22 protein-coding genes are annotated in these 24,483 nt (G+C 71.2%); 5 read left to right on the top strand and 17 right to left on the bottom strand.

Translation table 11 applies throughout. The features are described from left to right. Positions 1-20: 20 nt before the first annotated feature. From FHX71_RS01050 to dapE, 4 genes are all read right to left on the bottom strand, one after another. On the bottom strand, positions 21-188 hold the full coding sequence (locus FHX71_RS01050) for a DUF3117 domain-containing protein (protein ID WP_084467633.1): 168 nt from the start codon (positions 186-188) through the stop codon (positions 21-23). A 169-nt stretch (positions 189-357) separates the two neighbouring features. Continuing rightward, positions 358-1,347: a dihydropteroate synthase gene (gene folP, locus FHX71_RS01045; protein ID WP_182614028.1), complete on the bottom strand. Its 990-nt coding sequence runs from the start codon at positions 1,345-1,347 to the stop codon at positions 358-360. 18 nt (positions 1,348-1,365) lie between these two features. Continuing rightward, on the bottom strand, positions 1,366-2,217 hold the full coding sequence (locus FHX71_RS01040) for an LOG family protein (RefSeq protein ID WP_182614027.1): 852 nt from the start codon (positions 2,215-2,217) through the stop codon (positions 1,366-1,368). Positions 2,218-2,226: 9 nt separating this feature from the next. Continuing rightward, on the bottom strand, positions 2,227-3,360 hold the full coding sequence (dapE, locus tag FHX71_RS01035; protein ID WP_182614026.1) for a succinyl-diaminopimelate desuccinylase: 1,134 nt from the start codon (positions 3,358-3,360) through the stop codon (positions 2,227-2,229). A 42-nt stretch (positions 3,361-3,402) separates the two neighbouring features. Here dapE and dapD point away from each other — a divergent pair, with 42 nt between their 5' ends. Together dapD and FHX71_RS01025 are read left to right on the top strand one after the other, a co-directional pair. Continuing rightward, positions 3,403-4,350 (top strand): 2,3,4,5-tetrahydropyridine-2,6-dicarboxylate N-succinyltransferase, encoded by a 948-nt coding sequence (gene dapD, locus FHX71_RS01030; RefSeq protein ID WP_182614025.1) that lies wholly within the window; start codon positions 3,403-3,405, stop codon positions 4,348-4,350. A gap of 116 nt (positions 4,351-4,466) precedes the next feature. Further along, on the top strand, positions 4,467-5,435 hold the full coding sequence (locus FHX71_RS01025) for a hypothetical protein (RefSeq protein ID WP_182614024.1): 969 nt from the start codon (positions 4,467-4,469) through the stop codon (positions 5,433-5,435). Between the two features lie 72 nt (positions 5,436-5,507). Here FHX71_RS01025 and FHX71_RS01020 read toward each other — a convergent pair whose 3' ends face one another. From FHX71_RS01020 to FHX71_RS01000, 5 genes are all read right to left on the bottom strand, one after another. Beyond that, positions 5,508-7,325, bottom strand: a complete 1,818-nt coding sequence (locus tag FHX71_RS01020) for an ABC transporter ATP-binding protein (RefSeq protein ID WP_182614023.1) — start codon at positions 7,323-7,325, stop codon at positions 5,508-5,510. A gap of 2 nt (positions 7,326-7,327) precedes the next feature. Beyond that, on the bottom strand, positions 7,328-8,326 hold the full coding sequence (locus FHX71_RS01015; protein WP_182614022.1) for an ABC transporter permease: 999 nt from the start codon (positions 8,324-8,326) through the stop codon (positions 7,328-7,330). Between the two features lie 27 nt (positions 8,327-8,353). Then, complete coding sequence (locus FHX71_RS01010) at positions 8,354-9,874, bottom strand: ABC transporter permease (protein WP_182614021.1); 1,521 nt, start codon at positions 9,872-9,874, stop codon at positions 8,354-8,356. Positions 9,875-10,069: 195 nt separating this feature from the next. Further along, positions 10,070-11,884: an ABC transporter family substrate-binding protein gene (locus FHX71_RS01005; protein ID WP_182614020.1), complete on the bottom strand. Its 1,815-nt coding sequence runs from the start codon at positions 11,882-11,884 to the stop codon at positions 10,070-10,072. 232 nt (positions 11,885-12,116) lie between these two features. Next, positions 12,117-12,608, bottom strand: coding sequence for a cold shock domain-containing protein (locus FHX71_RS01000; RefSeq protein WP_220489395.1), 492 nt, complete (start codon positions 12,606-12,608; stop codon positions 12,117-12,119). Between the two features lie 208 nt (positions 12,609-12,816). On the opposite strand from FHX71_RS01000, the gene FHX71_RS00995 reads away from it, so the two are divergent. Together FHX71_RS00995 and FHX71_RS00990 are read left to right on the top strand one after the other, a co-directional pair. Then, the gene (locus FHX71_RS00995; protein WP_312876876.1) at positions 12,817-13,398 is read left to right on the top strand and encodes a histone deacetylase; all 582 of its coding nucleotides are present in this window, start codon (positions 12,817-12,819) and stop codon (positions 13,396-13,398) included. Between the two features lie 9 nt (positions 13,399-13,407). After that, positions 13,408-13,938 (top strand): GNAT family N-acetyltransferase, encoded by a 531-nt coding sequence (locus FHX71_RS00990; RefSeq protein WP_182614018.1) that lies wholly within the window; start codon positions 13,408-13,410, stop codon positions 13,936-13,938. A gap of 1 nt (position 13,939) precedes the next feature. Here FHX71_RS00990 and FHX71_RS00985 read toward each other — a convergent pair whose 3' ends face one another. From FHX71_RS00985 to FHX71_RS00950, 8 genes are all read right to left on the bottom strand, one after another. Continuing rightward, entirely contained in the window at positions 13,940-14,728 is a 789-nt protein-coding gene (locus FHX71_RS00985) for a GNAT family N-acetyltransferase (protein WP_182614017.1), read from the bottom strand. Between the two features lie 100 nt (positions 14,729-14,828). Continuing rightward, positions 14,829-16,670 carry a BCCT family transporter gene (locus FHX71_RS00980; protein WP_182614016.1) on the bottom strand — a complete coding sequence of 614 codons (1,842 nt, stop codon included), beginning with the start codon at positions 16,668-16,670 and terminating at the stop codon, positions 14,829-14,831. A gap of 177 nt (positions 16,671-16,847) precedes the next feature. Beyond that, entirely contained in the window at positions 16,848-17,693 is an 846-nt protein-coding gene (locus FHX71_RS00975; protein ID WP_220489393.1) for a carbohydrate ABC transporter permease, read from the bottom strand. 1 nt (position 17,694) lies between these two features. Continuing rightward, positions 17,695-18,585: a carbohydrate ABC transporter permease gene (locus tag FHX71_RS00970; RefSeq protein WP_312876875.1), complete on the bottom strand. Its 891-nt coding sequence runs from the start codon at positions 18,583-18,585 to the stop codon at positions 17,695-17,697. A gap of 2 nt (positions 18,586-18,587) precedes the next feature. Beyond that, complete coding sequence (locus FHX71_RS00965) at positions 18,588-19,901, bottom strand: ABC transporter substrate-binding protein (RefSeq protein WP_182614014.1); 1,314 nt, start codon at positions 19,899-19,901, stop codon at positions 18,588-18,590. A gap of 26 nt (positions 19,902-19,927) precedes the next feature. Further along, positions 19,928-21,550 carry an FAD-dependent oxidoreductase gene (locus FHX71_RS00960; RefSeq protein WP_312876874.1) on the bottom strand — a complete coding sequence of 541 codons (1,623 nt, stop codon included), beginning with the start codon at positions 21,548-21,550 and terminating at the stop codon, positions 19,928-19,930. After that, positions 21,547-22,665 carry a LacI family DNA-binding transcriptional regulator gene (locus FHX71_RS00955; RefSeq protein WP_182614013.1) on the bottom strand — a complete coding sequence of 373 codons (1,119 nt, stop codon included), beginning with the start codon at positions 22,663-22,665 and terminating at the stop codon, positions 21,547-21,549. The genes FHX71_RS00960 and FHX71_RS00955 overlap by 4 nt, the downstream gene beginning before the upstream one ends. A gap of 297 nt (positions 22,666-22,962) precedes the next feature. Beyond that, positions 22,963-23,799 carry an aldo/keto reductase gene (locus tag FHX71_RS00950; RefSeq protein WP_182614012.1) on the bottom strand — a complete coding sequence of 279 codons (837 nt, stop codon included), beginning with the start codon at positions 23,797-23,799 and terminating at the stop codon, positions 22,963-22,965. 200 nt (positions 23,800-23,999) lie between these two features. On the opposite strand from FHX71_RS00950, the gene FHX71_RS00945 reads away from it, so the two are divergent. Continuing rightward, positions 24,000-24,470: a VOC family protein gene (locus tag FHX71_RS00945; RefSeq protein ID WP_182614011.1), complete on the top strand. Its 471-nt coding sequence runs from the start codon at positions 24,000-24,002 to the stop codon at positions 24,468-24,470. The last annotated feature ends 13 nt before the right edge of the window (positions 24,471-24,483 follow it).

Below are 24,483 nucleotides of genomic sequence, written 5' to 3'. Positions count from 1 at the left end.
AGACCCCGTCCGATATCGGCTCAGCCGACCACGGTCTGGAGAGCGTCACCGAGCTCGCTGGCCTCGGTCGCGTTGAGCTCGACGACGAGCCGACCGCCGCCCTCGAGCGGCACACGCATGACGATGCCGCGCCCCTCCTTGGTGACCTCGAGCGGTCCGTCACCCGTTCGCGGCTTCATCGCAGCCATGTGTGGCTCTCCCATTCCGTTGTCCGGTGTGTAGCAGCATTCATGTCTCCGGCGAACGCCGAGGGCACAGAGCCATTCTAGTTCAAATGGCGCCCCTTACTTTCCACTCGCCCATTCGTGGCCGTTCACCCGACCGGGTGCCAGGAAGGCGCTCGAATCGTGCGTGGGCTCAGGCAAGACCGCGGAGCGCGGCGGCCGGTGGCGCCTCGTCCCGCACGGCCGCCACGAGGTCGAGCACGCGGCGCGTCGCGGCGACGTCGTGGGCCCGGAAGACCCTGGCGCCCAGCCATGCGGCGACCGCCGTCGCGGCCAGCGTCCCCTCCAGGCGCTCCTCGGGCGGCAGGTCGAGCGTCTCGCCCACGAAGTCCTTGCGGGACAGCGCCATGAGCAACGGGAAACCCAGCCCGGCGAGGGCGCCGGTGCGCCGCAGCAGGTGCAGCGAGTGCCAGGTGTTCTTGCCGAAGTCGTGCGTCGGGTCCACGAGCACGGACTCGCGCGGCACACCGCGGGCCACGGCCCGCTCCGCGGCGGCCCGGAGGGTCGCCACGACGTCGGCCAGCAGCCCGTCCCGCCCGTCCCCCTCCCCCGTGTCAGACGTACAGGTCCCCCCGGTGACCTGTAGGTCTGACACGTCGGGGTACTCCACGCGGTACGGGTCCGTGCGCGGCACGGCGCCGCCCGTGTGGGAGCAGACGACGCCGACGCCGGCGGCGCCCGCCACCTCCACCAGGCCGGGATCGTGCCCGGCCCAGGTGTCGTTGATCAGGTCCGCGCCGGCGTCGATCGCCGCGCGGGCCACCCCGGCACGCCAGGTGTCGACCGAGACGAACAGATCGGGCACGGCGCGGCGGACGGCGGCCACGAACGGCACCACCCGGCGGATCTCCTCCGCCTCGTCGACCGGCGTGCCGTTGCCCGCGCGCACGCCGCCGACGTCGAGGATCTCGGCGCCGTCGGCGTACGCGCGCTCAGCGGCGGCCAGTGCCGCGGCGTCGCCGGGCACCCGGGCGGGCGCGTAGAACGAGTCGGTGGTGCGGTTCAGCACCGCCATCACGACCGGCCGCACCGCCCGCCCGTCGCGCCCCACCTCCCGCCCGCGCAGCACCAGCGGCGCGGACGCCGGCGGGACCGCGTCGGCGGGGGCCTCCGGATGGTCCACCGGCTCCGGGTGGTCCACCTAGGAGTTGCCCACGACGGCGTCGTGCCGGCTCGCCGCCGACGCCTGCTCGGTGGCACGCTCCGCCGCCACCGCGGCCTGCAGCGCCGCCTGCTCGGCCGCGATCTGGTGGGCCCGGTCGACGACGTGCCGCACCGCGTCGGCCGGGTCGTCGGTCAGGTGGATGATGTCGAGGTCGGCGGCGCTGATGACACCGTGCTCCAGCGCCGTGGTCCGCACCCACTCCAGGAGCCCGCCCCAGTACTTCTTTCCCACCAGGACGATCGGGAACTGGGTCACCTTGTGGGTCTGCACCAGGGTGACCGCTTCGAAGAGCTCGTCGAAGGTGCCGAATCCCCCGGGCATCACGATGAATCCCTGCGCGTACTTCAGGAACATCGTCTTTCGCGCGAAGAAGTACCGGAAGTTGATGCCGAGATTGACGTACTCGTTGACGCCCTGTTCGAAGGGCAGCTCGATACCGAGACCCACCGACGTCCCGCCCGCCTCGGCGGCGCCCTTGTTCGCGGCCTCCATGATGCCGGGCCCGCCGCCCGTGATGACGGCGTAGCCGGCCTCGACCAGGAGCCGGCCCACGGTCTCCCCGGCGGCGTAGTCGGGGTGCCCGGGCTTGGTGCGTGCGGAGCCGAACACCGACACGGCCTGCCCCAGCTCGGCGAGCGCGCCGAAGCCCTCCACGAACTCGCTCTGGATGCGCAGCACGCGCCAGGGGTCCGAGTGCAGCCAGTCGGTGTCCTGGTCGGATGCCAGGAGTCGCTGGTCCGTGGTGGTCCGCGGGATCTGGTTCCCGCGCAGCAGCACGGGACCGCGGCGGTACCCGGTGCCGGACTGTGGAATGCCGTCGTCGCTCATGCCACCAAACTAGTCGTCGAGCAGCCACGCTCGCAGCGCGTCGCGGCACTGCGCGAGCTGTGCCACGGGGAGGTGCTCGTCGTCCTTGTGCGCGAGCAGCGGGTCGCCGGGGCCGAAGTTCACCGCGGGCACCCCGAGCTCGGAGAACCGGGCGACGTCGGTCCACCCGTACTTGGGTGCCGGCGCGCCGCCCGTCGTGGCCAGCACCGACTGCACGAACTGGGCCGCCAGCGGGTCGTCGAGGCCCGGGCGGGCGCCGCCCGCGGCGTCCGTCACGACGAGCTCGAAGCCCTCGAACACCTCCCGCAGGTGCGCCTCCGCCTCGGCCGCGGAGCGCGAGGGGGCGAACCGATAGTTCACCTCCACCGTGCACGCGTCCGGGATGACGTTGCCCGCGATGCCGCCCTCGATCCGGACGGCGTTGAGCCCCTCGCGGTAGACCAGGCCGTCGACCTCGACCTCGCGCGGCGCGTAGGCCGCCAGCCGGCCGAGCACGGGCGCGACCGCGTGGATCGCGTTCTCGCCCGTCCAGGCCCGCGCCGAGTGCGCGGCGACGCCGTGGGTGCGCACCTCGACGCGCATGGTGCCGTTGCAGCCGCCCTCGATACCCGCGTTCGACGGCTCGCCCAGGATCGCGAAGTCGCCCCGCAGCAGCTCGGGGTGGTTGCGCGCCAGGCGCCCCAGGCCGTTCAGCGCCGAGTCGACCTCCTCGTGGTCGTAGAAGATCCACGTGAGGTCGTGGGCGGGCGCGGTGCCGGGCGCCCCGAGCTCGACCGCCAGGGCGAGGGCGACGGCCACGCCGCCCAGCATGTCCACGGTGCCGCGGCCCCAGAGCACCGCGTCCGCGCCGTCGGCCCCCTCGACCAGGCGGGTCGGCAGGTTGTCCGCGATCGGCACGGTGTCGATGTGCCCGGCGACGACGACGCGCCGCTCCCGCCCGAGGTTCGTCCGGGCGACCACGGCGTCGCCGTCGCGCAGCACCTCCAGGTGCGGGCAGGCGCGCAGCAGCGTCTCGATCGCGTCGGCGAGGGCCCGCTCGTCGCCGCTGACGGACGGGATGTCGCAGAGGATGCGGGTGAGGGCGACGAGGTCGGCCCCCTCGCCGGACGGGTCGAGCAGGGCAGGGTCGATCGCGTTGTCCACAGGGCAAGCCTAGGTGCTGTTCGCGGCCGTTAGGCTGGACGCATGACGACCGCATGGGGCTTCGGCCTTGCCACGATCGCCGACGACGGCACCACCCTCGACACCTGGTACCCGGCGCCCGCCCTCGGCGACGCGCCCGCCGGCGCCACCCCGCCGGAGACGCTCACGGCGGCCACCGGCACGGACGAGGTGCGCCGGGTCCGGCTGGAGGTCGTGACCACGCAGATCGACCTCGCCGACCCGCCCAAGAGCGTCTCCGACGCCTACCTGCGGCTGCACCTGCTCTCGGCCCGTCTCGTCCAGCCGCACGGGCTGAACATGGACGGCATCTTCGGGGCCCTGACCAACGTGGTCTGGACCAGCGCCGGCCCGTGCGCCGTCGAGGGCTTCGAGGAGACCCGCCTGCGGCTGCGCGCCCGCGGGCACGTCACCGTCTTCGGCGTCGACAAGTTCCCCCGCATGGTCGACTACATCGTCCCGTCGGGCGTCCGGATCGCCGACGCCGACCGGGTCCGTCTGGGCGCGTACCTCGCCCCCGGCACCACCGTGATGCACGAGGGCTTCGTCAACTTCAACGCGGGCACGCTCGGCGTCTCGATGGTCGAGGGCCGCATCTCGGCGGGCGTCACCGTCGGCGACGGGTCCGACGTCGGCGGCGGCGCCTCGATCATGGGCACCCTGTCGGGCGGCGGCAAGCAGGTCGTGTCGCTCGGCGAGCGCTGCCTCCTGGGCGCCAACGCGGGCCTCGGCATCCCCCTGGGCGACGACTGCGTGGTCGAGGCCGGCCTGTACCTCACCGCGGGCACCAAGGTGACGGTGCTCGGCGCGGCGGCCGACCCGTACGGCGACGGCACCGCCCCCGTCAAGGCACGCGACCTCGCGGGCCGCAGCAACCTGCTGTTCCGGCGCAACTCCACCACGGGCGCCGTCGAGGTGCTCGACCGGACCGGCGTCGGCATCGAGCTCAACGAGGTGCTGCACGCCAACTGAGGCAAGCCAGGCACGCGAGCCGAGGCACCAGCCCGACCCGTTTTGCACCATCCCTGACCAGGCGGATTACAATTCGTGGCCCTCCTGATACCGCCCCGGACGACAGGGAGCTCCGCATGGCAGTGCTGGCCGAGACCGGCCCACCGGTCCCGCCACCCGTAGACGGCTCGACGCCGCGACGGCCGCTCGGGCGCGCCCTGAAGTACGCCGTCGCGATCGGCGCCGTGTGCGTGGTCGCCACGGTCGGCGTCGTCGTCGGGCTGAACCGGCTGGCGGGCTCGGGGCCCGTCACCGAGCGGTGCACCGCGGTGCTCGACGGCTCGAACTGGTACCTCTCGCCCGACCAGGCGGACAACGCGGCGCTCGTGGCCGGGACGGCGGTCGCCCGCGGCCTGCCGGCCCGCGCGGCGACGATCGGCCTGGCCACGGCGCTGCAGGAGTCGAAGCTCATCAACATCGACTACGGCGACCGGGACTCGGTCGGGCTGTTCCAGCAGCGACCGTCCCAGGGCTGGGGCGACGCGAACCAGATCCTCGACCCGGTCTACTCGACCAACGCCTTCTACGACGTGCTGGTGAAGGTCGAGGGGTACGAGGACATGGAGGTGACGGACGCGGCGCAGACCGTGCAGCGTTCCGCCTACCCCGACGCCTACGCGCAGCACGAGACGCGGTCCCGCGCCTGGGCCTCCGCCCTGACGGGCAACTCCCCCGCGGCGCTGTCCTGCGAGCTCGCCCCCGTGGCCGACGCCGACCAGATCGCCCCCGACGCCGCCCGCGACGTGGTGGCGGGCCGCCTGGGCCGGGACCTGGGCCTCGCGCCCGCGACCGGTGCGGCGGACCCGAACCGGCAGGACCCGGCGTCGGCGACCGTAACGGTGGACGCGACCCCCCTGACGCCGGACGACCCCGCGCGGGGCGCCTGGGCCACCGGCCAGTGGGCGGTGGCGACGGCCCAGTCCACGCAGGCCGTCGAGGTCCACGTGGACGACCAGGTGTGGCTGCGCGACGAGGCCGCGTGGGTCGACGCCGAGACGCGGCTGCGCCCGGGCGAGGTCCGCATCACGGTCGACGCCGCGGAGTAGCACCAGCACAACGTGTCAGACCCTCAGGTCACCGGGGTGACCTGAGGGTCTGACACGTTCAGAGGGTGGTGGTCAGCTGTCGCCGCCGCCCATGAGGCCGCCCAGGCCGGAGGCGTTGCCGCCCTCGTCCTGCTTGGGCCGCGGCCGCTCGTAGTCGTCCTCCACGTGCAGCTCCGCGATGTCCTCGCCGAGCTTGTTCAGCAGCGCGTGCCGCGCCTCGCGACGGCGGCGCTGCTCCAGCGGCTCCGGCACGGGGGCCGCCGCGATGAGCCGCTGCGTGTACTCCTCGCGGGGGTTGTGCAGCACCTCCTCGCGCGGGCCCTGCTCCACGATGCGGCCGCTCTGCAGCACCACCACGCGGTGGGCCAGCAGGTCGATCACCGCGAGGTCGTGGCTCACGAACAGGCAGGCGAACTTGTACCGCTCCTGCAGCGCCGTGAACATCTTGAGCACGTTGGCCTGCACGGAGACGTCCAGGGCCGACGTCGGCTCGTCCGCGACCAGCAGCTCGGGGTCGAGCGTCAGGGCGCGGGCGATGCTGACGCGCTGGCGCTGCCCGCCCGAGAGCTCGTGCGGGTAGCGGTTGTAGACGCTGCGGGGCAGCTCGACGGCGTCGAGCAGCTCCAGCACCCGGCGACGGCGCGACCGGTCGTCGCCCTCCTTGTGCACCACGAGCGGCTCGGCGATCACGTCACCGATCGGCAGGCGCGGGTTGAGCGAGGACGCCGGGTCCTGGAACACCACGCCGATGCGCTTGCGCAGCGCCTTGAGCTCCTTGCCCCGCATCCTGCCGAAGTCGGTGCCGAGGATCGACACCGAGCCGGAGGCCGCGGGGATCAGGCCCAGCGCGCACTTCGCGATGGTGGACTTGCCGGAGCCCGACTCGCCCACCAGGCCGACGATCTCGCCCTGCGCCACGGACAGCGACACGTCGTCGACGGCCCGGAAGGTCGGCTTGCCCAGCCGGTGGTACTCGATGACCAGGTTGTTCAGGTCGAGGGCGGGCACGTCCTCGGGGGCGGCCTGCACGGGCGCGACGTCGCCGAACTGGCCCGGGCCGGAACCCAGGTGAGGCACCGCGGCCAGCAGGCGCTTGGTGTACTCGTGCCGCGGGTGGTTGAGCACCTGGTCGGCGGTCCCGGTCTCCACGAGGTCGCCCTTGAGCATGACGGCGACGCGGTCGGCCATGTCGGCCACGACGCCCATGTTGTGGGTGATCAGCAGGATGCCGGTGTTCAGCTTGTCCTTGAGCGAGCGCAGCAGGTCGAGGATGTCGGCCTGCACGGTCACGTCGAGGGCCGTCGTGGGCTCGTCGGCGATGATCACCTTGGGGTCGCACGCGATCGCCATGGCGATGACGACGCGCTGGCGCTGACCGCCGGAGAGCTCGTGCGGGTACTGCTTGAGCCGGCGCTCGGGCTCGGGGATGCCGACCATGGCGAGCAGCTCGGCGGCGCGCGCCGTGGCCTGCTTGCCGTAGGCGATGCCGTGCAGCTGCAGGCCCTCGGTGAGCTGGTCACCGATGGTGAGCACCGGGTTCAGCGCGGTCATGGGCTCCTGGAACACCATGGCCACGTCGTTGCCGCGCATGTCGCGCAGGCCGCGGCCGTCGAGGGCGCCCACCACCTTGTCGCCCACGCGGATGGTGCCGCCGACGCGCGCGTTGCGGGGCAGCAGGCCGAGCGCCGTCATCGACGTGACGGACTTGCCCGAGCCGGACTCGCCCACGAGCGCGACGACCTCGCCGGGCCGGACCTCCAGGTCGATGCCCTTGACGGCGTGCACGTCGCCGAACTCGGTCTTGAACGTGACGGTGAGGTCTTCGAACGCGAGGACCGCGTCGCCGGACGCCGTGATCGAACCCGGCGCGCTGATGTCGAGAGTCGTCATTCTCAGTCCTTGGTCCGGTTCTGGCGGGGGTCGAACGCGTCGCGCAGGCCGTCGCCGATGAAGTTCACGCACAGGGCGATGGCCAGGATCATCAGGCCCGGCCACCAGAACAGCCAGGGCCGGGTCGTGAAGGCGGCCTGGTACTCGGAGATGAGCGTGCCGAGCGAGGTGTCGGGCGGCTGGACGCCGAACCCGAGGAAGCTCAGCGAGGTCTCGAGCAGGATCGCCGCCGAGATCGACAGCGTCGCGGACACGATGATCACGCCGACGGCGTTGGGCAGCACGTGCCGCGTGATGATGCGCCAGGGGCCCGTGCCGACCGCCTGGGCCGCGAGCACGAAGTCGCGCTCGCGCAGCGAGAGCACCTCGCCCCGCACCAGGCGGGCCAGGCTCGTCCAGGTGACGAGGCCGAGCACGAGGGCCAGGCCGAGGATGCCCCAGCTCGCGGCCGTCTTGCCCAGCACCGCGGCGATCACCAGCAGCGGGATGACGATGAAGACGTCGGTCACCCGCATGAGGATCGACTCGATCCAGCCGCGGTAGAAGCCCGCCAGCGCGCCGATCAGCGTGCCCACGATCGTGGAGATGATGCCTACGGCGAACGCGATGATCAGCGAGAACTGCGTGCCGCGCATGACCAGCGCGAAGTAGTCCTTGCCGCCGGTGTCCTGACCGAAGGGGTACTCCCAGGTGGGCGCGCCGTCGCCGATCTTGTCGTACTGGAGCCGGTAGTCCTTGGGCCACCAGCCGGGGATGTCGCCGACGCCGATGGACGTGAACGCCACCACGATGATGATGCCCAGCACGATCATCGAGCTGAGGGCGGCCCGGTGCCGGAAGAACCGGCGCGCGACGAGCTGGCCCTGGCTGTAGGACTTGTCCTCGCCGGGCAGCGGGTCGGCGGAGCCGCCGGCGGCGAGGCCGACCGCGTCCACTCCGGTGGCCGTGACCTGCGGCTCGTAGTCCTCGCCGCCGGGGTTGCTGTTCCTGATGTCACTCATGTCTGTGTCTCCTGCCGTGGCCCGCGCTCAGCGCCGGATCCGGGGGTCGAGGGCCGCGTACGCGATGTCTGCCAGCAGGTTCATCAGCACGGCGGCGATGCCCGTGACGAGGAAGAACGCCATCACCGGCGCCGGGTCGACGGCGTTCAGGCCGTCCTGGAACAGGGCACCCATGCCCTTCCAGCCGAACACCTGCTCGGTGATGATCGCGCCGCCGATGATGCCCGCGAAGTCGAACGCGATGATCGTCGTGATCGGGATCAGCGCGTTGCGGAACGCGTGCTTGACGATGACCTCGCGCTCGGACAGGCCCTTGGACCGGCCGGTGCGCACGTAGTCCTGGTTCAGCGTCTCGAGCATCGAGGACCGCGTGTACCGCGAGTAGCTCGCCACGGAGACCAGGGTGAGCAGGACGGTCGGCAGCAGGATCTGCGTGCCCATGTCGAGCACCTGCTCCCAGAACTCGCCGGTGAAGTTCGGCGTCTGCGAGCCGATCGTCGAGATCGGGCGGGACTTGATGCCCAGGAAGCTGGACCAGTGCGCGATGAGGATGTCGGCGACGACCAGGAGGCTGGTGATGACGCCGGTGATGCCGGTGACGAGCATGGACTGCTTGCGGGCGTAGCCGCCCCAGGCGGCGCCGATCCCCACGGAGACCACGATCGCCAGCACGAACAGTCCCGCGAGCAGGAGCCAGCTCGGGCTGTTGACCAGGAGCGGCGCGAAGGCCAGGTACGAGATCGTGCCGACGGCGGATGTCGTGAGCGCCGCGTACAGCGCGCGCCGGTTGCGGACGCCGGCGACGAGCGACGTGACGAGGACACCCGCGGCGACCGAGACGACGAGGACGCCGCCGATGCCGAACATCGGCTCGCGCCACCAGTTGAGGGCGTTGAAGACGAAGAGGGTGATCATGACGAACGCGAACACGGCCGCCGCCGTCAGCAGCCGGCGCTTCCTGGTGCCGCCGAGGACCGCCTGGAGCAGGAAGGCCGCCACCACCGCGACTATCACGATGGTCAACGGCGCGTAGTGCCCGTCGGCTATCCAGTTGTTGTACTGGATGGCCGCGTACTCCTTGAGCAGCGTGGCCGCCCAGAAGACCGGCAGCGAGAAGAAGAGGAACGCGCTGAACGTGATCGAGTAGTCGAAGCCCGAGTACTGCCGGATCGCGGTGAGGATGCCGAGCGAGATGCCGACGACGATGGCGAGCAGCGTGGCCACGGTCACCAGGCGCAGCGTGGAGCTGGCCGCCTGCTGCGTCAGGCCGAGCACGTCGACGCCGTTCACGGTGACGCCGAGGTCACAGTTGCCGGTGAAACAGCCTCCGACGCCCCTGAGCCAGTCCCAGTAGCGCTCGTACCAGGGATCGTCGAGCCGCAACAGCGCGGTCCGCTGGTCGATGAGCTGCTGCTTGTTCTGGACGTTGGACTCGCGCAGGTCCTTGAGCGGGTCGCCCGAGTTGATGGTCAGGACGTACACGAGCAGTGAGGCGCCGAGCAGGACGAGCGCCGAGGCGCCGATGCGCCGGAGGATGAACTTGAGCACGGGTTGGACCCTTCGAGGCGGACGCAGCACGGCGTCTGCTGGGGAATGCGATCAGCGTGTCACTATAGGACACAGGATGAAAATTGCCGCCATCCGCCCAGGTCAGAACTGGAAATAATCCTGATCGGGTGCGCACAGCCCTGCGGGGAAGGGACCAGAGGCGCCCTTCCCCGCAGGTACTACGTCAGGCTCGCGTCAGGAGGCGCGGGCCCACTGCTCGGAGGTCCACAGCACGCCGCTCTGGGCGGCGGTGTTGCGGACGTTCTCCAGGCTGGAGCTGCTGGCGATGACGCCCGGGTGCGAGAACAGCGGGATGCCGAAGAGCGTGTCCCACAGCTGCTTCTCGATGATCACGGTCTGCTCGGCGTGCACCGCCTCGTCCGTGGTCGAGGCGAGCGTCTTCCACGCCTCGTCGACGGTCTCGTCGGAGTAGCCACCGTAGTTCTGCTGACCGGTCGAGGAGTAGATGTTCTCGCCCGAGGCGATCTGGCCCGAGCCGGCCCAGGCGAACAGGGCGACCTCGTAGTCACCGTTCGGCAGGTCCTTGTCGAAGAAGTCCGGCGCGGCGGAGTCGACGATCTCGAAGCCGACCTGGTCGCACGAGGACTTGATGGCCTCGACCTCGGCGGCACGGCGGGGGTTCGGCGCGGCGTAGCCGATACGAACCTTCTCGCCCTCCTTGAGGCCCGCGGCCTCGAACTTCTCCTTGGCGGCGTCGAGGTCGACCTCGTCGTACCGGCCGTCGTAGGAGCCCGAGACGGTGTCCTCGTAGTTGTCCTGGAACGGGAAGACCTCGCGGGCGTTCATGATGACGGCCTCGGGGGCGATCGGCTTGATCAGGTCGTCCACGATCTTCTGGCGCGGCACGCAGAGCGCGAACGCCTCACGGGCCTCCAGGCTGTCGGAGAAGATGCCCGAGTTGAAGTTGAAGTCGAGGTGCTCCCAGGTCAGGTTCTGGTTGGTGTCCACCGTGACGGCGTCACCGAGCTGCTCGAGCTGCGTCACCGTGTCGACGGTCGGGCCGTTCGGCTGGATGACGTCGAGGTCACCGTTGGCGAGGGCCTGGATCTGCGCGTCGGCGGCGACGAAGCGGAACGTGAGCTCCTTCGTGGCGGCGGGCGTGCCCCAGTAGGCGTCGTTCGCCTCGAGGGTGATGTACTGGCCGGCCTCCCAGCCGTCGGCCTTGAAGTTGTACGGGCCGCTGACCGGGGCGATCGCCGGGTCCGGGACGTTGCCCGGCTGCGACAGCCAGCCCTCGTTCCAGAACTTCGCGGCGTCCTTCAGGACGTCGAGGTCGAGGTCCTGGATGGCGGTGACGAGCTCCTCGGTGGAGATGCCCGCCTGCTCGGCGACGACGTGGGCCGGGAAGGCCGAGCCGATCTGGATGCGCCAGTCGGCGTACACGCGCTCGTAGTCGTAGGTGAACGACTTGGCGTCCGGGGAGTCCGCCTGCGGGCCCTCGGGGACGTAGTCGCCCAGCGTCAGGCCGGAGATGTGGTTGAACAGCGGGGTCTCGGAGCCGTCCTCCGTGACCTTGCCGTCCTCGGTGATCGCCTGTGCGGCCCAGTCGAGCAGGTAGTCCGCGTAGGTGACCGGGGTGCCGTCGGACCAGGCAGCCTCGTCGTTGAGGGTGTACTGGACCTGCAGCGGGTCCTCGGACAGCGCCTCGTAGGTGCCGTACTCCTCGTCGGCGCAGATCGAGCCGTCGGCGCCGAAGTAGTAGAAGCCCCCGAAGAGGCGGTCGGTCACGGCGCTGTTGTACGTGGAGTAGGTCTCCGGGGTGTTCGAGTTGTAGCCGAGGAACTCGTCCTCGACCGACACCTTGATCTCACCGTCAGCGGTGGTGACGTCCCCGAGGTCCGCCTTGCAGGGGCCGTCGGCCGCGGCCGAGGTCGCAGTGGCATCACCTTCGGCCGGGTCGTCGCTGCCCGCCGGGCTGGTGCACGCCGAGAACAGCAGCGCACCACTGGCGGCCACTGCGACGGCGGCGCTCAGTCGCCTGATCTTCAATGTTCCTCCTCAGAAATGCCGGTGACGGTCACCATCGCCGCCACGCCGCAACGCGTGGGGTGAGATGTCCGTCACCGTCATGGTTTCCGCTCACGCTACTCACGCGATGGGAGGGTTTGCCCTACTTCGCCGTTTGCAGGAACTGATCGTTACCGACCTGATATCGCCCCGTAGCGGCACCGTCGCCGCCGTTCAAAGACGGAAACAGGGCGGTAACACCTCGGGTGAAATTTCACACCCATCCGTGCGAACGCGCCACCGCGACGAACGCACCCCGGGTCGCCAGGACCTGCTCGGCGGTGAGCGTGGGTACTCCGGCGAGCAGCACCTCGGTCACCTCGACGGCGAGCTCGCGCTCGGACGGACCCTCGCCGTCGGGCCGCGGACCGGGGTCGGGCAGGGGCGGGAGGAAGGCGGGGACGGGCGTCGTGGTCGCGCCCGCGCCGACGGCGGCCGACGCCATGGCCGGGGTCAGGGCGGGAGCCGGCGCCACCAGGGTGACCGTCGAGGCCTTCAGGCCCCGGTCGCCGTCCTCCACCGCGAAGTCCACGACCGCGCCCACCGCGAGGTTGCGCTTGTCGAACTCGAGGTCGTTGACGTGGATGAACACGTCGTCACCGCCGGTGTCCGGTGCAACGAACCCGTAGCCGCGAACCTCATCGAACCTGATGACCTTGCCTTGAACCACGGCACACACTCCGCCTCGTAATGAACCCTGCGACATCGAGTCTAGGACGGTTGTCCAACTCCGCCTGGGCAACGCGCGCGGCGTTCCGCGCGTTCCGTCCCACGGAATACCGGCCCGGTCTACCGGCCGCGGCGGGCCCGTCGCGGGGTCCGGGCCGCCGGTTCCGCGGCGGTGGCATATTACGTAGCGTGTCGAGGACCTGCCCGCACCCGAGGAGAGACCGCTGAGCACCGAGGTCTGGTACGTGAGCTACGGGTCCAACATGGCCCGGGCCCGGCTGGACTGCTATCTCCAGGGCGGTCGCCCGCCCGGGGCGCGGCGCACCTACCCGGGGGCGCGCGACCGCACCCCGCCGCGCGAGGACCGGGCGGTCCACCTGCCCGGACGCCTCTGGTTCGCGGGCGAGTCCAGCGTCTGGGGCGGAGGCGTGGCGTTCTACGACCACGACGCCGTGGGCCCGACGCCAGCGCGCGCCTACCGCATCACCTCCGGCCAGCTCGCCGACGTCGCCGCCCAGGAGATGCACCGCTCCCCCGCACCCGACGACCCGCTGGAGGCCCTGCTCCGGTCGGGCGTCGCGCGGCGGCACACCGCGGGACCGGGCCGGTACGAGACGCTGATCGCCGTCGGGCGGCTGGACGGGCTGCCGATGCTCACCTTCACCGCGCCGCACGGGCACGCGGGGCGGCCCCACGCGGCGCCCTCCGCCGCCTACGTCGCGATGATCGCCGCGGGCCTGCGCGAGGCGCACGGCTGGTCCGACGCCGAGGTCCGGACCTACCTGTCGTCGGTGGTCCCTCGCGCCGGGGGCGCCGGACGGGGCTAGCGTGCCGACATGACGATCCGCGCGCTGGAGACCTCCGAGGTACTGCGGCGCGCGGACGAGATCGCCGGGATCTTCCAGCGCGCCTTCGGCTACTCCGACGAGCGGCGCGACCACTTCCGCGACACCCGGCTCGCCTACCTGCCCCTCTACGACGGCGCGCTGACGTTCGGCGCCTTCGAGGACGAGGCGCTGGTGGGCTTCGTGTACGGGTTCGACTACCAGCCCGGCCACTGGTGGCCCTCGCAGGTGGGGCCGGCGCTGGAGCGTGCGGGTCACGCCGACTGGGCCGACGACGCCTTCGAGCTCAACGAGCTGGAGATCCTGCCCGAGCACCAGGGCCGCGGCCACGGGACCGCGCTGCTGCGCGAGCTGCTGGGCCGGTCCGACCACCGCCACACCCTGCTGTCCACCACCGCCGACCCCGAGGACCGGGCCAAGGTGCTCTACCGGCGCCTGGGGTTCGTGGACCTGGTGCCCGGGTTCCGGTACGCCGGCGTCACGGAGCCGGCGAACATCATGGGCCGACGGCGGCCGGGCTGACTCAGCGCTTCCACTCGTAGGGCGTCGTGGTGGACACCTTGTGGAAGCCGTAGCGCTCCAGGATGGGGCGGGAGTACTCGGTCGAGTCGCTGTGGATCAGGGTCTTGCCCCGCGCGAGGGCCGAGCGCGCGCGTGCCGCCGTCAGCGCGCGGTAGATGCCCTTGCCCCGCCACTCCGGGCGGGTGCTGCCGCCCCAGATGCCCGCGAAGTCGGTGCCCGGCACGGGCTCCAGCCGGCCGGCGGTGACGATCGCGCCGTCGGCCTCCGCGACCCACAGCTCCATCTCGGGGTCGATCGCCTGCCGGCGCAGGATCGCGTTCGCGGTGCTGTCGGACACCGGGCCGCCGAACACCTCGTCCTGCATCGCGCACATGGCGCGCACGTCCGCCTCCTCGGTGACCCGGCGCAGCGTGACGCCGTCGGGCAGCGGGACGTCGACGGCGAGCGCGGCCGCCTCGCCGATCATGATCGACTCGGGCTCCTCGGCGACGAACCCGTGCTCGGCGAGGGCCTCCGCCAGCCCCGGGGCGTGGTCGTGGCCGCGGGTCTTCCACTCGACCCGCGTGATGCCGCCGTCGGCCCGGAAGTGCGCGACCGCCTGCTCGACGAGCTCCTGGACGCGCGCCTCGTCGGCGCCGTCGAGGTCGCGGTAGGTGACGAAGCCGCGTCCGCCCAGGAAGGTCACGAGCCGGAGCGGGCCGAGGCGCGTCACGGAGATCGCGCTCGGGGTCTCGGCGTCGGTGCGGAGCTGTTCGTCGTACGCCTGGAGCAGGCGCGAGGTGTCGGTCATGGGCCGATGCTCCGTCGCCGGGCCGAAGCCCGGCAACGGATTTACGTGTCAGACGTACAGGTCACTCCCGTGACCTGTACGTCTGACACGTGGACTGGCGTCAGTCCTTGGTGATCGTGCCGCCCTCGGTGACCACCGGGACCCCGTTCTCCGGGGTGGTCGGCGTCTCGTCGGCGTCCGCCTCGGGGGCGGACGCCGAGGTGGAGAGCTCGAACGGCTCGCCGTCGTGCTTCTCGACGCCGGAGTCGACCGTCTCGGCCAGCACCTGCACCGCCAGCTCCCGCTTGAGGACGAGCGGGTCGCTGGAGAGGTCCTTCCACAGCGCGACGCACAGCACGAGCATCACGACGACGAACGGCAGCGCCGAGACGATGGTGATGTTTTTCAGGCCGTTCAGCGCCGCGGCTGGATCGTCGCCGCCGGCCAGCAGCATCGCCGCGGCCACGGCACCGGTGCTGACGCCCCAGAAGATGACCGACTTCTTGGTGGGGTTCTCGGCGCCGTTCTCGGACAGCCCGCCCATGATGATGGAGGCGGAGTCGGCGCCGGTGACGAAGAAGATCGCCACGAGCACGACGGCGAGGATCATCAGCGCGATCCCGACCCAGCCGGGGACCGGCAGGGCCCCGAGGGTCTGGAAGAAGATGAGGTCGAAGTTGATGTCGGCCCCGCCCTGCCCGAAGGCGGCGAGGGCCGCACCGGCGTCCTGCGCCTGCTCGGCGCGCTCCTGCAGGCCGATGGCGCCGCCGCCGAAGATCGCGAACCAGATGGTCGACACGATCGAGGGCACCAGCAGCACGCCGGTGACGAACTGGCGCACGGTGCGGCCGCGCGAGATGCGGGCGATGAACGGGCCGACGAACGGCGTCCAGGACACCCACCAGGCCCAGTAGAAGATGGTCCAGGAACCCATCCAGTCGGCGAGCGCCTCGTCGCCGGAGGCCGCGGTCCGCGAGGCCATCTCGGGCAGGTCGCCGACGAAGGCGCCGAGGGAGGCGGGCAGCACGTTCAGGATGAAGAGCGTGGGGCCGCCGATGAAGACGATGATCGCGAGCAGGAGCGCGAGCCACATGTTGGCGTTGGACAGCCACTGGATGCCGCGCTCGATGCCGGAGACGGCCGAGAGGACGAACAGGCAGGTCAGGATCGCAATGATGACGACGAGCGTCGCCGTGCCGACGGACTCCATGACGCCCGAGTGCTGGATACCGCCGCCGATCTGCAGGGCGCCGAGGCCCAGGGAGCAGGCTGAGCCGAACAGCGTGGCGAGGATCGCGAGGATGTTGATGACGCGGCCGCCCGCGCCGTTGACGGCCTTGCGGCCGAAGAGCGAGGTGAACATCGAGCTGAACAGCTGCGCGCGGCCCAGGCGGTACGTGCCGTAGGCCATGCCGAGGCCGACGATCGCGTACATGGCCCAGGGGTACAGGGTCCAGTGGAACAGGGTCTGCCCCATGGCGGTGGACGCGGCCGCGGGCGTGGACCCGTCGACGGTGCCGGGCGGGGGCGCCATGTAGAAGTAGAGCGGCTCGCCGACGCCGTAGAACATGAGGCCGATGCCCATGCCGGTCGCGAACATCATCGCGATCCAGGAGGGGGTGGAGAACTGGGGCTTCTCGCCGTCCTGCCCCAGGGGAATCTTGCCGAACTTGCCCATCGCGACGACGATCACGAAGACGGTGAAGATCGTGGCGGCGGAGACGAACAGCCAGCCGAAGTTCTTCAGGACGCCGCTGAGGGCACTGTCCGCCACCGTGCCGAGGCTGTCGGGGCTCGCGAAGCCCCACACGATGAACGCGAGCGCGATGAGGCCCGCGACGCCGAAGACGATCCGGTCGGTCCCGACGCGGTGGTCCTGCGGGCCGCGTGCGGCCCGCTCGACCCGGTGCGCTGCGCGCTGGACGCGCCCCAGCAGGGTCTTGGTGGATTCTGAGGTACTCATCACAACGGCCCTACCTTCCGCCCGGGTCTGCCGGGTGGTCACACGAGGAGGGCCAGGACTCCTTTACACATGAAGCGACGATTTACAGAGCGCTTCACGTTAGCATCACACCTGCTTTTCACCCCGACCAGCGAGGACGGGGAAACGGCGGCACGCCGCGGGGCGTGCCGCCGTCGGTCACCCCTTGAGCCCGCTGTGGGCGAGCCCCTGGACGAACTGCTTCTGGGCCACGAGGAACACGGCCAGGACGGGCAGCACGGTGAGCGTCGTCGCTGCTAGCTGGACGTTCCACATCGGTCCGCCGTAGGCGTCGACGTACTGGGTCAGCGCCTGCGGGAGCGTGAAGTTCTCCTTGCTGGAGAGGTACACGATGGGCTCGAGGTAGAGGTTCCAGGACTTCAGGAACGTGAAGATCGCCACGGCGCCCAGCGCCGACCGGGAGAGCGGGAGCGCGATGCGCCAGAACACTCCCCAGCGCCCGAGCCCGTCGATCCGGCCCGCCTCCTCGAGCTCGGTGGGCAGCCCGAGGAAGAACTGGCGCATGATGAACACGGCCAGGACGGCGGGTGCCCCGAGCACGGGGATCACGATGAGCGGCCAGTGCGTGTCGATGAGGCCGAGGGTGTTGACGATGCGGAACAGCGGCACGATCGTCACCTCGGACGGCACGAGCAGCCCGACGAGCACCAGGACGAACAGGGCGTTGGCCCCGGGGAACCGGATGCGCGCGAACGCGTAGCCCGCCATCGCGGACACGAGCATGGTGCCCGCGGTGACCAGGACCGCGATGTAGAGGGAGTTCCAGTACTGCTGCGCGAACGGCTGGAGCGTGAAGACCCGGCCGTAGGCCTCGAACGTCGGGTCCTGGGGCCAGATGGTCGGCACCCGGGACAGGATCTCGCTCATCGGCTTGAGGCTGGACGTCGCCATCCACCAGGTGGGGAAGACGAACGGCACGCTCAGCACGATCAGCAGCAGCACGAGCAGCCAGCGGTTCAGGCCGCGGCGGGCCGTGGCGCTCATGTCAGACCTCATGGAAGACCCACCTCTTGCGCGACTGCCACTGGAACAGGGTCAGTACGAGGACGATGACGAACAGGAGCACGGCCAGGGCACTGGCGTAGCCGAACTCGTTGAACCGGAACGCCTGCTGGTACAGGTAGTAGACGAGCACGGTGGTCGAGTTCCCGGGGCCGCCGCCCGTCAGCACGTCGATCTGGGCGAACACCTCCAGCGAGCCGACGATCGTGATGATCGAGACCAGCAGGATGGTGGGGCTGATCAGCGGCAGCGTGATCGAGCGGAACCGGCGCCAGGCGCCGGCGCCGTCGAGCCGGGCCGCCTCCTGCAGCTCCTCGGGCACGCCCTGCAGGGCCGCGAGGAACAGGATCATGTTGAGCCCGACGTTCTTGAACACCTGGACGATGATCACGGCGATCATCGCGGTGGTGGGGTGCCGCAGCCAGTTCGGTCCCTCGACGCCGAGCACCGACAGGAACCCGTTGATGCCGCCGTCGGCCTGGAGCAGGAAGCTCCAGACGATGGTCCAGGCCACGAGCGACACCACGACCGGCGAGAAGAAGAAGGTGCGGAACGTGGTGGTCCCGGGCAGCTTCTGGTTGAGCAGGACGGCGAGCAACAGCGCCAGCGCGATGTTCACCACGACGAGCCCGACCGAGAACCAGACGGTCGCGAGCAGCGCGTCCGTCAGCCCGGGGTCGGACGCCATGCGCTGGTAGTTCTCCGCCCCGACGAACGTGAACGTGTTCGCCAGGACGTTCCACTCGTGCAGGGAGTACCAGACCACCATGCCCAGCGGCAGGACGACGAAGGCGAGGGAGCCCAGGACGACCGGGGCGACCATGGTGTACCCGACGAGCCAGTCGCGGCGCACCGCCGCTGACGCTGTTGCCACGATCAGTCCTCCAGCAGCGGCGTGACCGCCGCGCAGGTGTCGGCCAGGACGGCCTCGACGTCGGCGTCCTCGACCCACAGGGCGTCGAGCTCGGCGCGCACGGTCTCCGACAGCTTGGCGAAGTTCTTGTGCGCCGGCTTGGTCACCGCGTCCTCGACACCCTCGACGACGACGGCCTCGAGCTGGCCCGCGGTCAGCTTCGGGTTGGCGTCGGCGAGGCTCTCCCCGTTGAGCAGCGACTGGCGCGGCGGCGGGAAGTAGGCCGCGAGCTGCCCGGCGTTCTCCGCGTTCGTGAAGTACGCGAGGAAGTCGGCGGCGACGTCCGGGTGCTCGCCCGCGGCGAAGACCCCGACCCCGGCCTGGCCCACGACGTTCTGCTTGCCGGCGGGGCCCTCGGGCAGCGGCACGACGTCCCAGTGGAAGGAGTCGTCCAGCGCCGAGGCCCGGCTGATCTGCGTGATCGTCATGGCGGCGTCACCGGCGAAGAAGTCGGCGGTGGTGCCCGGCTCCGGCATCGCGGCGTCGGTGAAGACGGCGTCGTGGAACCAGGTCATGGCGTCGACCATCGCGGGCTCCGTGAACGTGCACTGCGTGCCGTCCGCGCTCCACGGCGCCGCCTGCCAGCCCGACCACACCGTGGCCAGGTTCTCCCAGGACTGGTACTCGAAGTCGCGCACCACCAGACCCTGCTCGCCGGACTTCTCGGCCGCGGCCGCGGCGATGTCCCGGGCGGCGTCGAACGTCCACTTACCGTCGGCGACCAGGTCGACCGGGTTGGGCTGCCCGGCCTCCTCGATCTGGTCGGTGTTGACGAACATCGCGAACGGGCTGTTGGAGAAGGGGTAGGCGTACAGGCCCTCGCCGTCCTCCCACAGGGTCAGGGCGCTGGGCACCAGGTCGTCGAACGCGTAGTCCTCGGTGCCCTCCAGCACCGGGCGCAGGTCCACGAGCGCGCCGCTGGAGACGAACTCCGGGGCGTTGCTCTCGAAGATCCACGCCAGGTCCGGGGCGTTGCCGCCCGCGAGCTGGGTGGTCAGGGCCGTGGTGTAGTCCTCGAACGGGATGGTCTCGAACTTCACGCTCGAGACCAGCTCGGGGTTCTCCGCGACGTAGGCGTCGGCGATGGACTGGAAGAGCGCGAGCTGCGTCTCGTCCGCCGTCCAGACGGTCATCCGCAGGTCGACGGGCTCGGACGGGGTCTCGGGGTCACCGACCGGCGCGTCGGACCCGCCCGCGCACGCGGACAGGGCGAGCGCCGCCCCGAGGACGGCGGCGGTTCCCGCCGTCCTCCGGGCTCGGTTGTGCTGTGCAGACATCAGTTCTCCTTTGAACAGGGGGTGCGTCAGTAGGGGTGGGCCTCGTCGGGCCAGCGCAGCTCGACGCCGGAGGCGACGAGCTCGGCCTGGTAGTCGGCGAGCAGGTCCGGCTCGGACTGGACCGCGTGCGGCGTGCGGCCGGTGGCGAGGCAGTGCGCGGCGAGGTGGCCGGCGGCCTCGCCGACGTTCCACTCGACCGGGTGCAGCCGGTAGCACCCGTTGGTGATGTGGGTGGTGCCGATGTTCTTGTTGCCGGCGAGCAGGTTGGTCGTGCGCCGCGGCAGCAGGGCGCCGAGCGGGATCTCGAACGGGGTGGACGGCACGTCGATGTACGTGTCGCCGCCCGTGGAGGGGTGCAGGTCGATGCGGTACATGCCCACGCCCACCGAGTCCGCGTAGCGGGTGGCGCCCCGGTCGCCGCGCACGGCGTAGGAGACGTCGTTCTCGGTGATCGTCGTGACCGCCCTGATGCGGCGGGACTCGCGGTGGTACGCCGCCTGGGCCAGCCCGTCCGGGTTGCCCGTCACGTCGGGGCGCAGACGCAGGCCGGGGAACCCGGTGCCCCCGTCGGGCCGCGGCGCCTCGGTCTGCATCCAGTAGAGCATCGACAGGCTGAGCTGCCGGGCGTCGGCGATCCGCGCCTCCTCCTCCTCGCGGGGCACGTCCAGGACGTGGCCCAGGAAGTAGTCGATGCTCGGCCAGTTCACGAGGCACAGGTCGCTCTCGTAGAACCCGGGCTCGTGCAGGTCGCGCGCGGCGATGCGGCGGAACAGCCAGAGGTTGCCGTCCCCGGCGTTCTTGGACTGGTCGGCGTCCACGGCCAGCGGGTCGTCGCCCGGGTTGGGGGTGAACGACCGCTTCTCCAGCGCGAGCGTGCGCGGGTTGGGCGCCGTCCACGACAGGAGCTGCTCGCCGCCCCAGGCGGCGGGCGCGTAGGTGCGCCAGAAGTCGTACCGCTCGGGCTTCTCGATCGTGTGGTCGCCGTCGGTGTGCTCGACGACGAAGCAGACGCTCAGGGCCTGGACGTTGTCCGGCTGGGCCTCGTCCGGGGCGCTGGGCTCCCCCGTCTCGTGCCGCGACTCGAACCCGGTCACGTACTCCGTGCCGGTCAGCGGCAGCAGCTCGCCGGTCTCGGTCGCGTCCACGGTGTAGGCCGCGGTGACGGTCACGTCCTCCCCGCCGACGACGGAGCGCAGCGTCACCGAGGTGACCCGGTCGCCGTCGGTGGTGGCCGCGACCGGGCGCACGCGCTCGACCAGCCGGATGCGGCCGGACGAACGGTGCGGGGCGAGCATCTCCTCCAGCACGCCGACGGCGACCCGCGGCTCGTGGCACAGCTTGGACACCCACCCGGCACCCGGGTTGAGCTCCGCCCAGTCGCGCGCCCCGTCGGTCAGGGGGTAGCGGCGCCGGTAGACGTCGCGGATGCCGTCGCGCAGCGCGCGGTAGCGGGCCGTCACGCCGAACCGCTCCACCCAGGGGTGCTCGTCCGGCGGCACGCCCTGCGACGTGAGCTGGCCCCCGATCCACGGGTGCTCCTCGGTGAGGACGACGCGGGCGCCGCGGTCGGCGGCGGCCAGCGCGGCGGCGATGCCGCCGAGCCCCGCGCCCACCACGAGCACGTCGGTCTGCAGGTCTTGATGGGTCACGCGTGGTCCGTCCTGTCGTCAGTCTGCGTTAGGGGGCTGGTGCGTGTGGCGGACGGCGGGGCCGCAACGGTGGCGCCCTCCACGTCCGGGCACACGAGGATCTGGTGCAGCTCGGCGTCGGTCACGGCCGAGGGCCGCCGCGTGTCGCGGTCCCGCCGCGGCTCGTCGTCGGACACGAGGCGCGAGAGGAGGTAGAGCGCGCGGGCGCCCATCTCCTCGCGGGGCACGGAGAAGCCGGACCACTGCCGGCCGCCGCGCCGCGGGTGGTGCGGCTGCCCGAGCAGCAGCACGGACACGTCGTCGGGCACGCGCCGGCCGCGGCGTTCGAGCTCGTCCGCGAGCTCCTCCGGGTGGTTCTCCGGGGCCACGACGACGGCGGTGAAGCGCTGGTCGACGATCTCGGCCGCCGTGGCGGCGACGTCCTCCAGCTCGACGAACCGCGTGGTCAGGCCGTGCGTCTTCATGGCGTCGCGGTAGCCCTCGACGCGGTCGAGGGTGGGCTGGTCCGTGCCGCGCATGCCCACGTACCCGATGCGCTGGTGGCCGAGGGCGACCAGGCGGTCGATCTGCCGCACGGTGCCGCCCACGTAGTCGGCGCCCACGTAGGGCAGCCGGCCGCCGTCGCTCCCGCGCTTGCCGATGAAGACGAACGGGTAGTTGGTGTCGAGCAGGTGCTGCAGCTCGCCGCGGTGCTCGTGCTGCCCGAGCAGCAGGCAGCCGTCGGCCACGCCGAGCCGCTGCCAGCCGTCGCGGGTGAGCCGGCGGCGGCCGTCCGCGACCGGGGCGCTCGTGAACAGCAGGATGTCGACGCCCAGGCGCTCGGCGGCGTGCTCGATCCCGGTCAGGAACGGCCCGTAGAAGTCGCGGCTGGCCCGCGGGAACGTGGCCTCGTACGTGAAGACGCCGAGGATCTGGGCGAGGCCGCCCGCGAGGCGCTGCGCCGCGGGGTTGGCGGTGTAGCCCGTGATGCGGATGGCGTCGAGCACGCGCTGACGCGTCTCCTCGCTGATCCGCACGCCAGCCGGGGTGCTCCCGTTGAGCACGAACGAGACGGTGGCCTGGCTGACGCCGGCCATCGCGGCGACGTCGGTCTGGGTGATGCGGCGACGTGGCACAGCTCCTCCTCGAAACGCCCGGTCGGGTCATCGTTGACATCCGGAGTCTCACGGGGCGCCGAGCGCACGGTCAATCTGATGATGCGCATTATTAGCAACCGCCCGGGGCGGGCTCGTTGGGGCTGCGCTGGCCGTTGTGCCGGTGCTCGCGGGCCGATGTGGCGCATTATCAGCGGGTTTCCGGGGCGCGCAGGGGTGGTCGGCAAAAGGTCAGGTGGTCGGCAGCTCGGGCTGCCGACCACCTGACCTTCTACCGATCACCGTGCCTGCGGGCCGGGGCCCGGAGGGCGGCCCGGGTCAGAGCTCCTCGTACGTGGCCGGGTCCTGGCCTGCCGTGCGGCCGTCGGGGCGGCCCAGGGCCGTGATCCGGGCGATCTCGTCGTCGGTGAGCCCCACCTCGAAGATCGCGAGGTTCTCCCGCTGCCGGTCGTGGCCGGCGGCCTTGGGCAGCGGGATCGCGCCGCAGGCCACGTGCCACGCGAGCACCGTCTGGGCGGCGCTGACGCCGTGCTCCTTCGCGATCTCGGTGATCACCGGGTGGTCGAGCAGGTCGTTGCCGCGACCGATCGGGCTCCACGACTCGGTCAGGATGCCGTGCTCGCGGTGGAACGCGAGCGCCTCGGTCTGCGGGAAGTAGGGGTGCAGCTCGATCTGGTTGACCGCGGGCAGCTCGCCGGTCTCCTGCGCGAGCCGGTCGAGGTGCTCGGACAGGAAGTTGCAGACGCCGATCTGGCGCACCAGCCCGCGCTCGCGCGCCTCGATCAGGGCGCGCCAGGCCTCGACGTACCTGCCGACGGACGGGTTGGGCCAGTGGATGAGGTACAGGTCGACGGCGTCCAGGCCCGTGCGCAGTACGCTCTCCTCGACGGTCTGGATGGCGTCGTCGAACGCCTGGTACTTGCCGGGCAGCTTGGAGGTCACGACGATCTCCTCGCGCGGCACGTCGGAGCGCCGCACGGCCGCGCCGACGGCGCCCTCGTTCTGGTAGCTCGCGGCCGAGTCCAGCAGCCGGTACCCGGCGTCGAGCGCGTCGCCGACCGCCCGCGCCCCCGACTCGCCGCGCAGGCGGTAGGTACCGAACCCGACGGCGGGCAGCGTGTATCCGGACGGCGTGGCGACCGTGGGGATCGACATCTCAGGACTCCTCAGCATCGACTTCAGGTGTCTCGACGTTAACCGTTCTCTGGCGTCCGGTTCGCCCGGCGCTGCCGGGTGGTACTGGCAGAGCCAGGACCAGCGGAGCCAGCAAACCTCTCCCCGTGGCCGGCCGCGGCGGGTTGCATGACAGGTGGGCCGCACCACGGGCCCGCCGAACCACGAGAGGAACGATCACGATGCCCCTGCCCGCCGCGCCCGCGCGCAACACCACCTCGCCGTTCTCGTCGATGCACGGCCACCACACGGCGATCCGCTACCCCGACTTCGAGGCCGCCCGGGCCTTCTGGGTCGAGACGATGGACTGGCGCGTGCTGCAGACCTGGCCGTACGGCGAGCTCACCCTCGCCTACGTGATGCCGCCGGGCCAGGACAACTTCCACCTGGAGATCCTGGCCGGGCCCGGCGCCGCGTCCCAGACCGTGTACGACGACGTCGACGCCAGCCTCGCCGCCAACGGCTTCAACCACGTGTGCCTGTCGGTCGACAGCGTCGACAAGACGCTCGCGGCGCTGCGCGAGCGCGGGGTCGACGTCGTGAACCCGCCGTTCGAGATCGACGACATCAGCGCGCGGCTCGCCTTCTTCCGCGACCCCTGGGGCAACATGTTCGAGCTCTCGGAGCGGACCGGCGGCGGCCACGTCGGCTGAGGTTCTTCACCCG

Source organism: Promicromonospora sukumoe (assembly GCF_014137995.1).
GTDB classification, from domain to species: Bacteria; Actinomycetota; Actinomycetes; order Actinomycetales; family Cellulomonadaceae; genus Promicromonospora; species Promicromonospora sukumoe.
The sequence above is the reverse complement of the archived record's forward strand: the minus strand, read 5'-3'. Positions and strand labels throughout refer to the sequence as shown.

Excerpts from the sequence above, each read along its gene's own strand:
- FHX71_RS01050 (WP_084467633.1), bottom strand. The coding sequence starts at position 188 with ATGGCTGCGATGAAGCCGCGAACGGGTGACGGACCGCTCGAGGTCACC.
- FHX71_RS01040 (WP_182614027.1), bottom strand. The coding sequence starts at position 2,217 with ATGAGCGACGACGGCATTCCACAGTCCGGCACCGGGTACCGCCGCGGT.
- dapD (WP_182614025.1), top strand. The coding sequence starts at position 3,403 with ATGACGACCGCATGGGGCTTCGGCCTTGCCACGATCGCCGACGACGGC.
- FHX71_RS01025 (WP_182614024.1), top strand. The coding sequence starts at position 4,467 with ATGGCAGTGCTGGCCGAGACCGGCCCACCGGTCCCGCCACCCGTAGAC.
- FHX71_RS01020 (WP_182614023.1), bottom strand. The coding sequence starts at position 7,325 with ATGACGACTCTCGACATCAGCGCGCCGGGTTCGATCACGGCGTCCGGC.
- FHX71_RS01015 (WP_182614022.1), bottom strand. The coding sequence starts at position 8,326 with ATGAGTGACATCAGGAACAGCAACCCCGGCGGCGAGGACTACGAGCCG.
- FHX71_RS01000 (WP_220489395.1), bottom strand. The coding sequence starts at position 12,608 with ATGTCGCAGGGTTCATTACGAGGCGGAGTGTGTGCCGTGGTTCAAGGC.
- FHX71_RS00990 (WP_182614018.1), top strand. The coding sequence starts at position 13,408 with ATGACGATCCGCGCGCTGGAGACCTCCGAGGTACTGCGGCGCGCGGAC.
- FHX71_RS00985 (WP_182614017.1), bottom strand. The coding sequence starts at position 14,728 with ATGACCGACACCTCGCGCCTGCTCCAGGCGTACGACGAACAGCTCCGC.
- FHX71_RS00980 (WP_182614016.1), bottom strand. The coding sequence starts at position 16,670 with ATGAGTACCTCAGAATCCACCAAGACCCTGCTGGGGCGCGTCCAGCGC.
- FHX71_RS00975 (WP_220489393.1), bottom strand. The coding sequence starts at position 17,693 with ATGAGCGCCACGGCCCGCCGCGGCCTGAACCGCTGGCTGCTCGTGCTG.
- FHX71_RS00965 (WP_182614014.1), bottom strand. The coding sequence starts at position 19,901 with ATGTCTGCACAGCACAACCGAGCCCGGAGGACGGCGGGAACCGCCGCC.
- FHX71_RS00950 (WP_182614012.1), bottom strand. The coding sequence starts at position 23,799 with ATGTCGATCCCCACGGTCGCCACGCCGTCCGGATACACGCTGCCCGCC.
- FHX71_RS00945 (WP_182614011.1), top strand. The coding sequence starts at position 24,000 with ATGCCCCTGCCCGCCGCGCCCGCGCGCAACACCACCTCGCCGTTCTCG.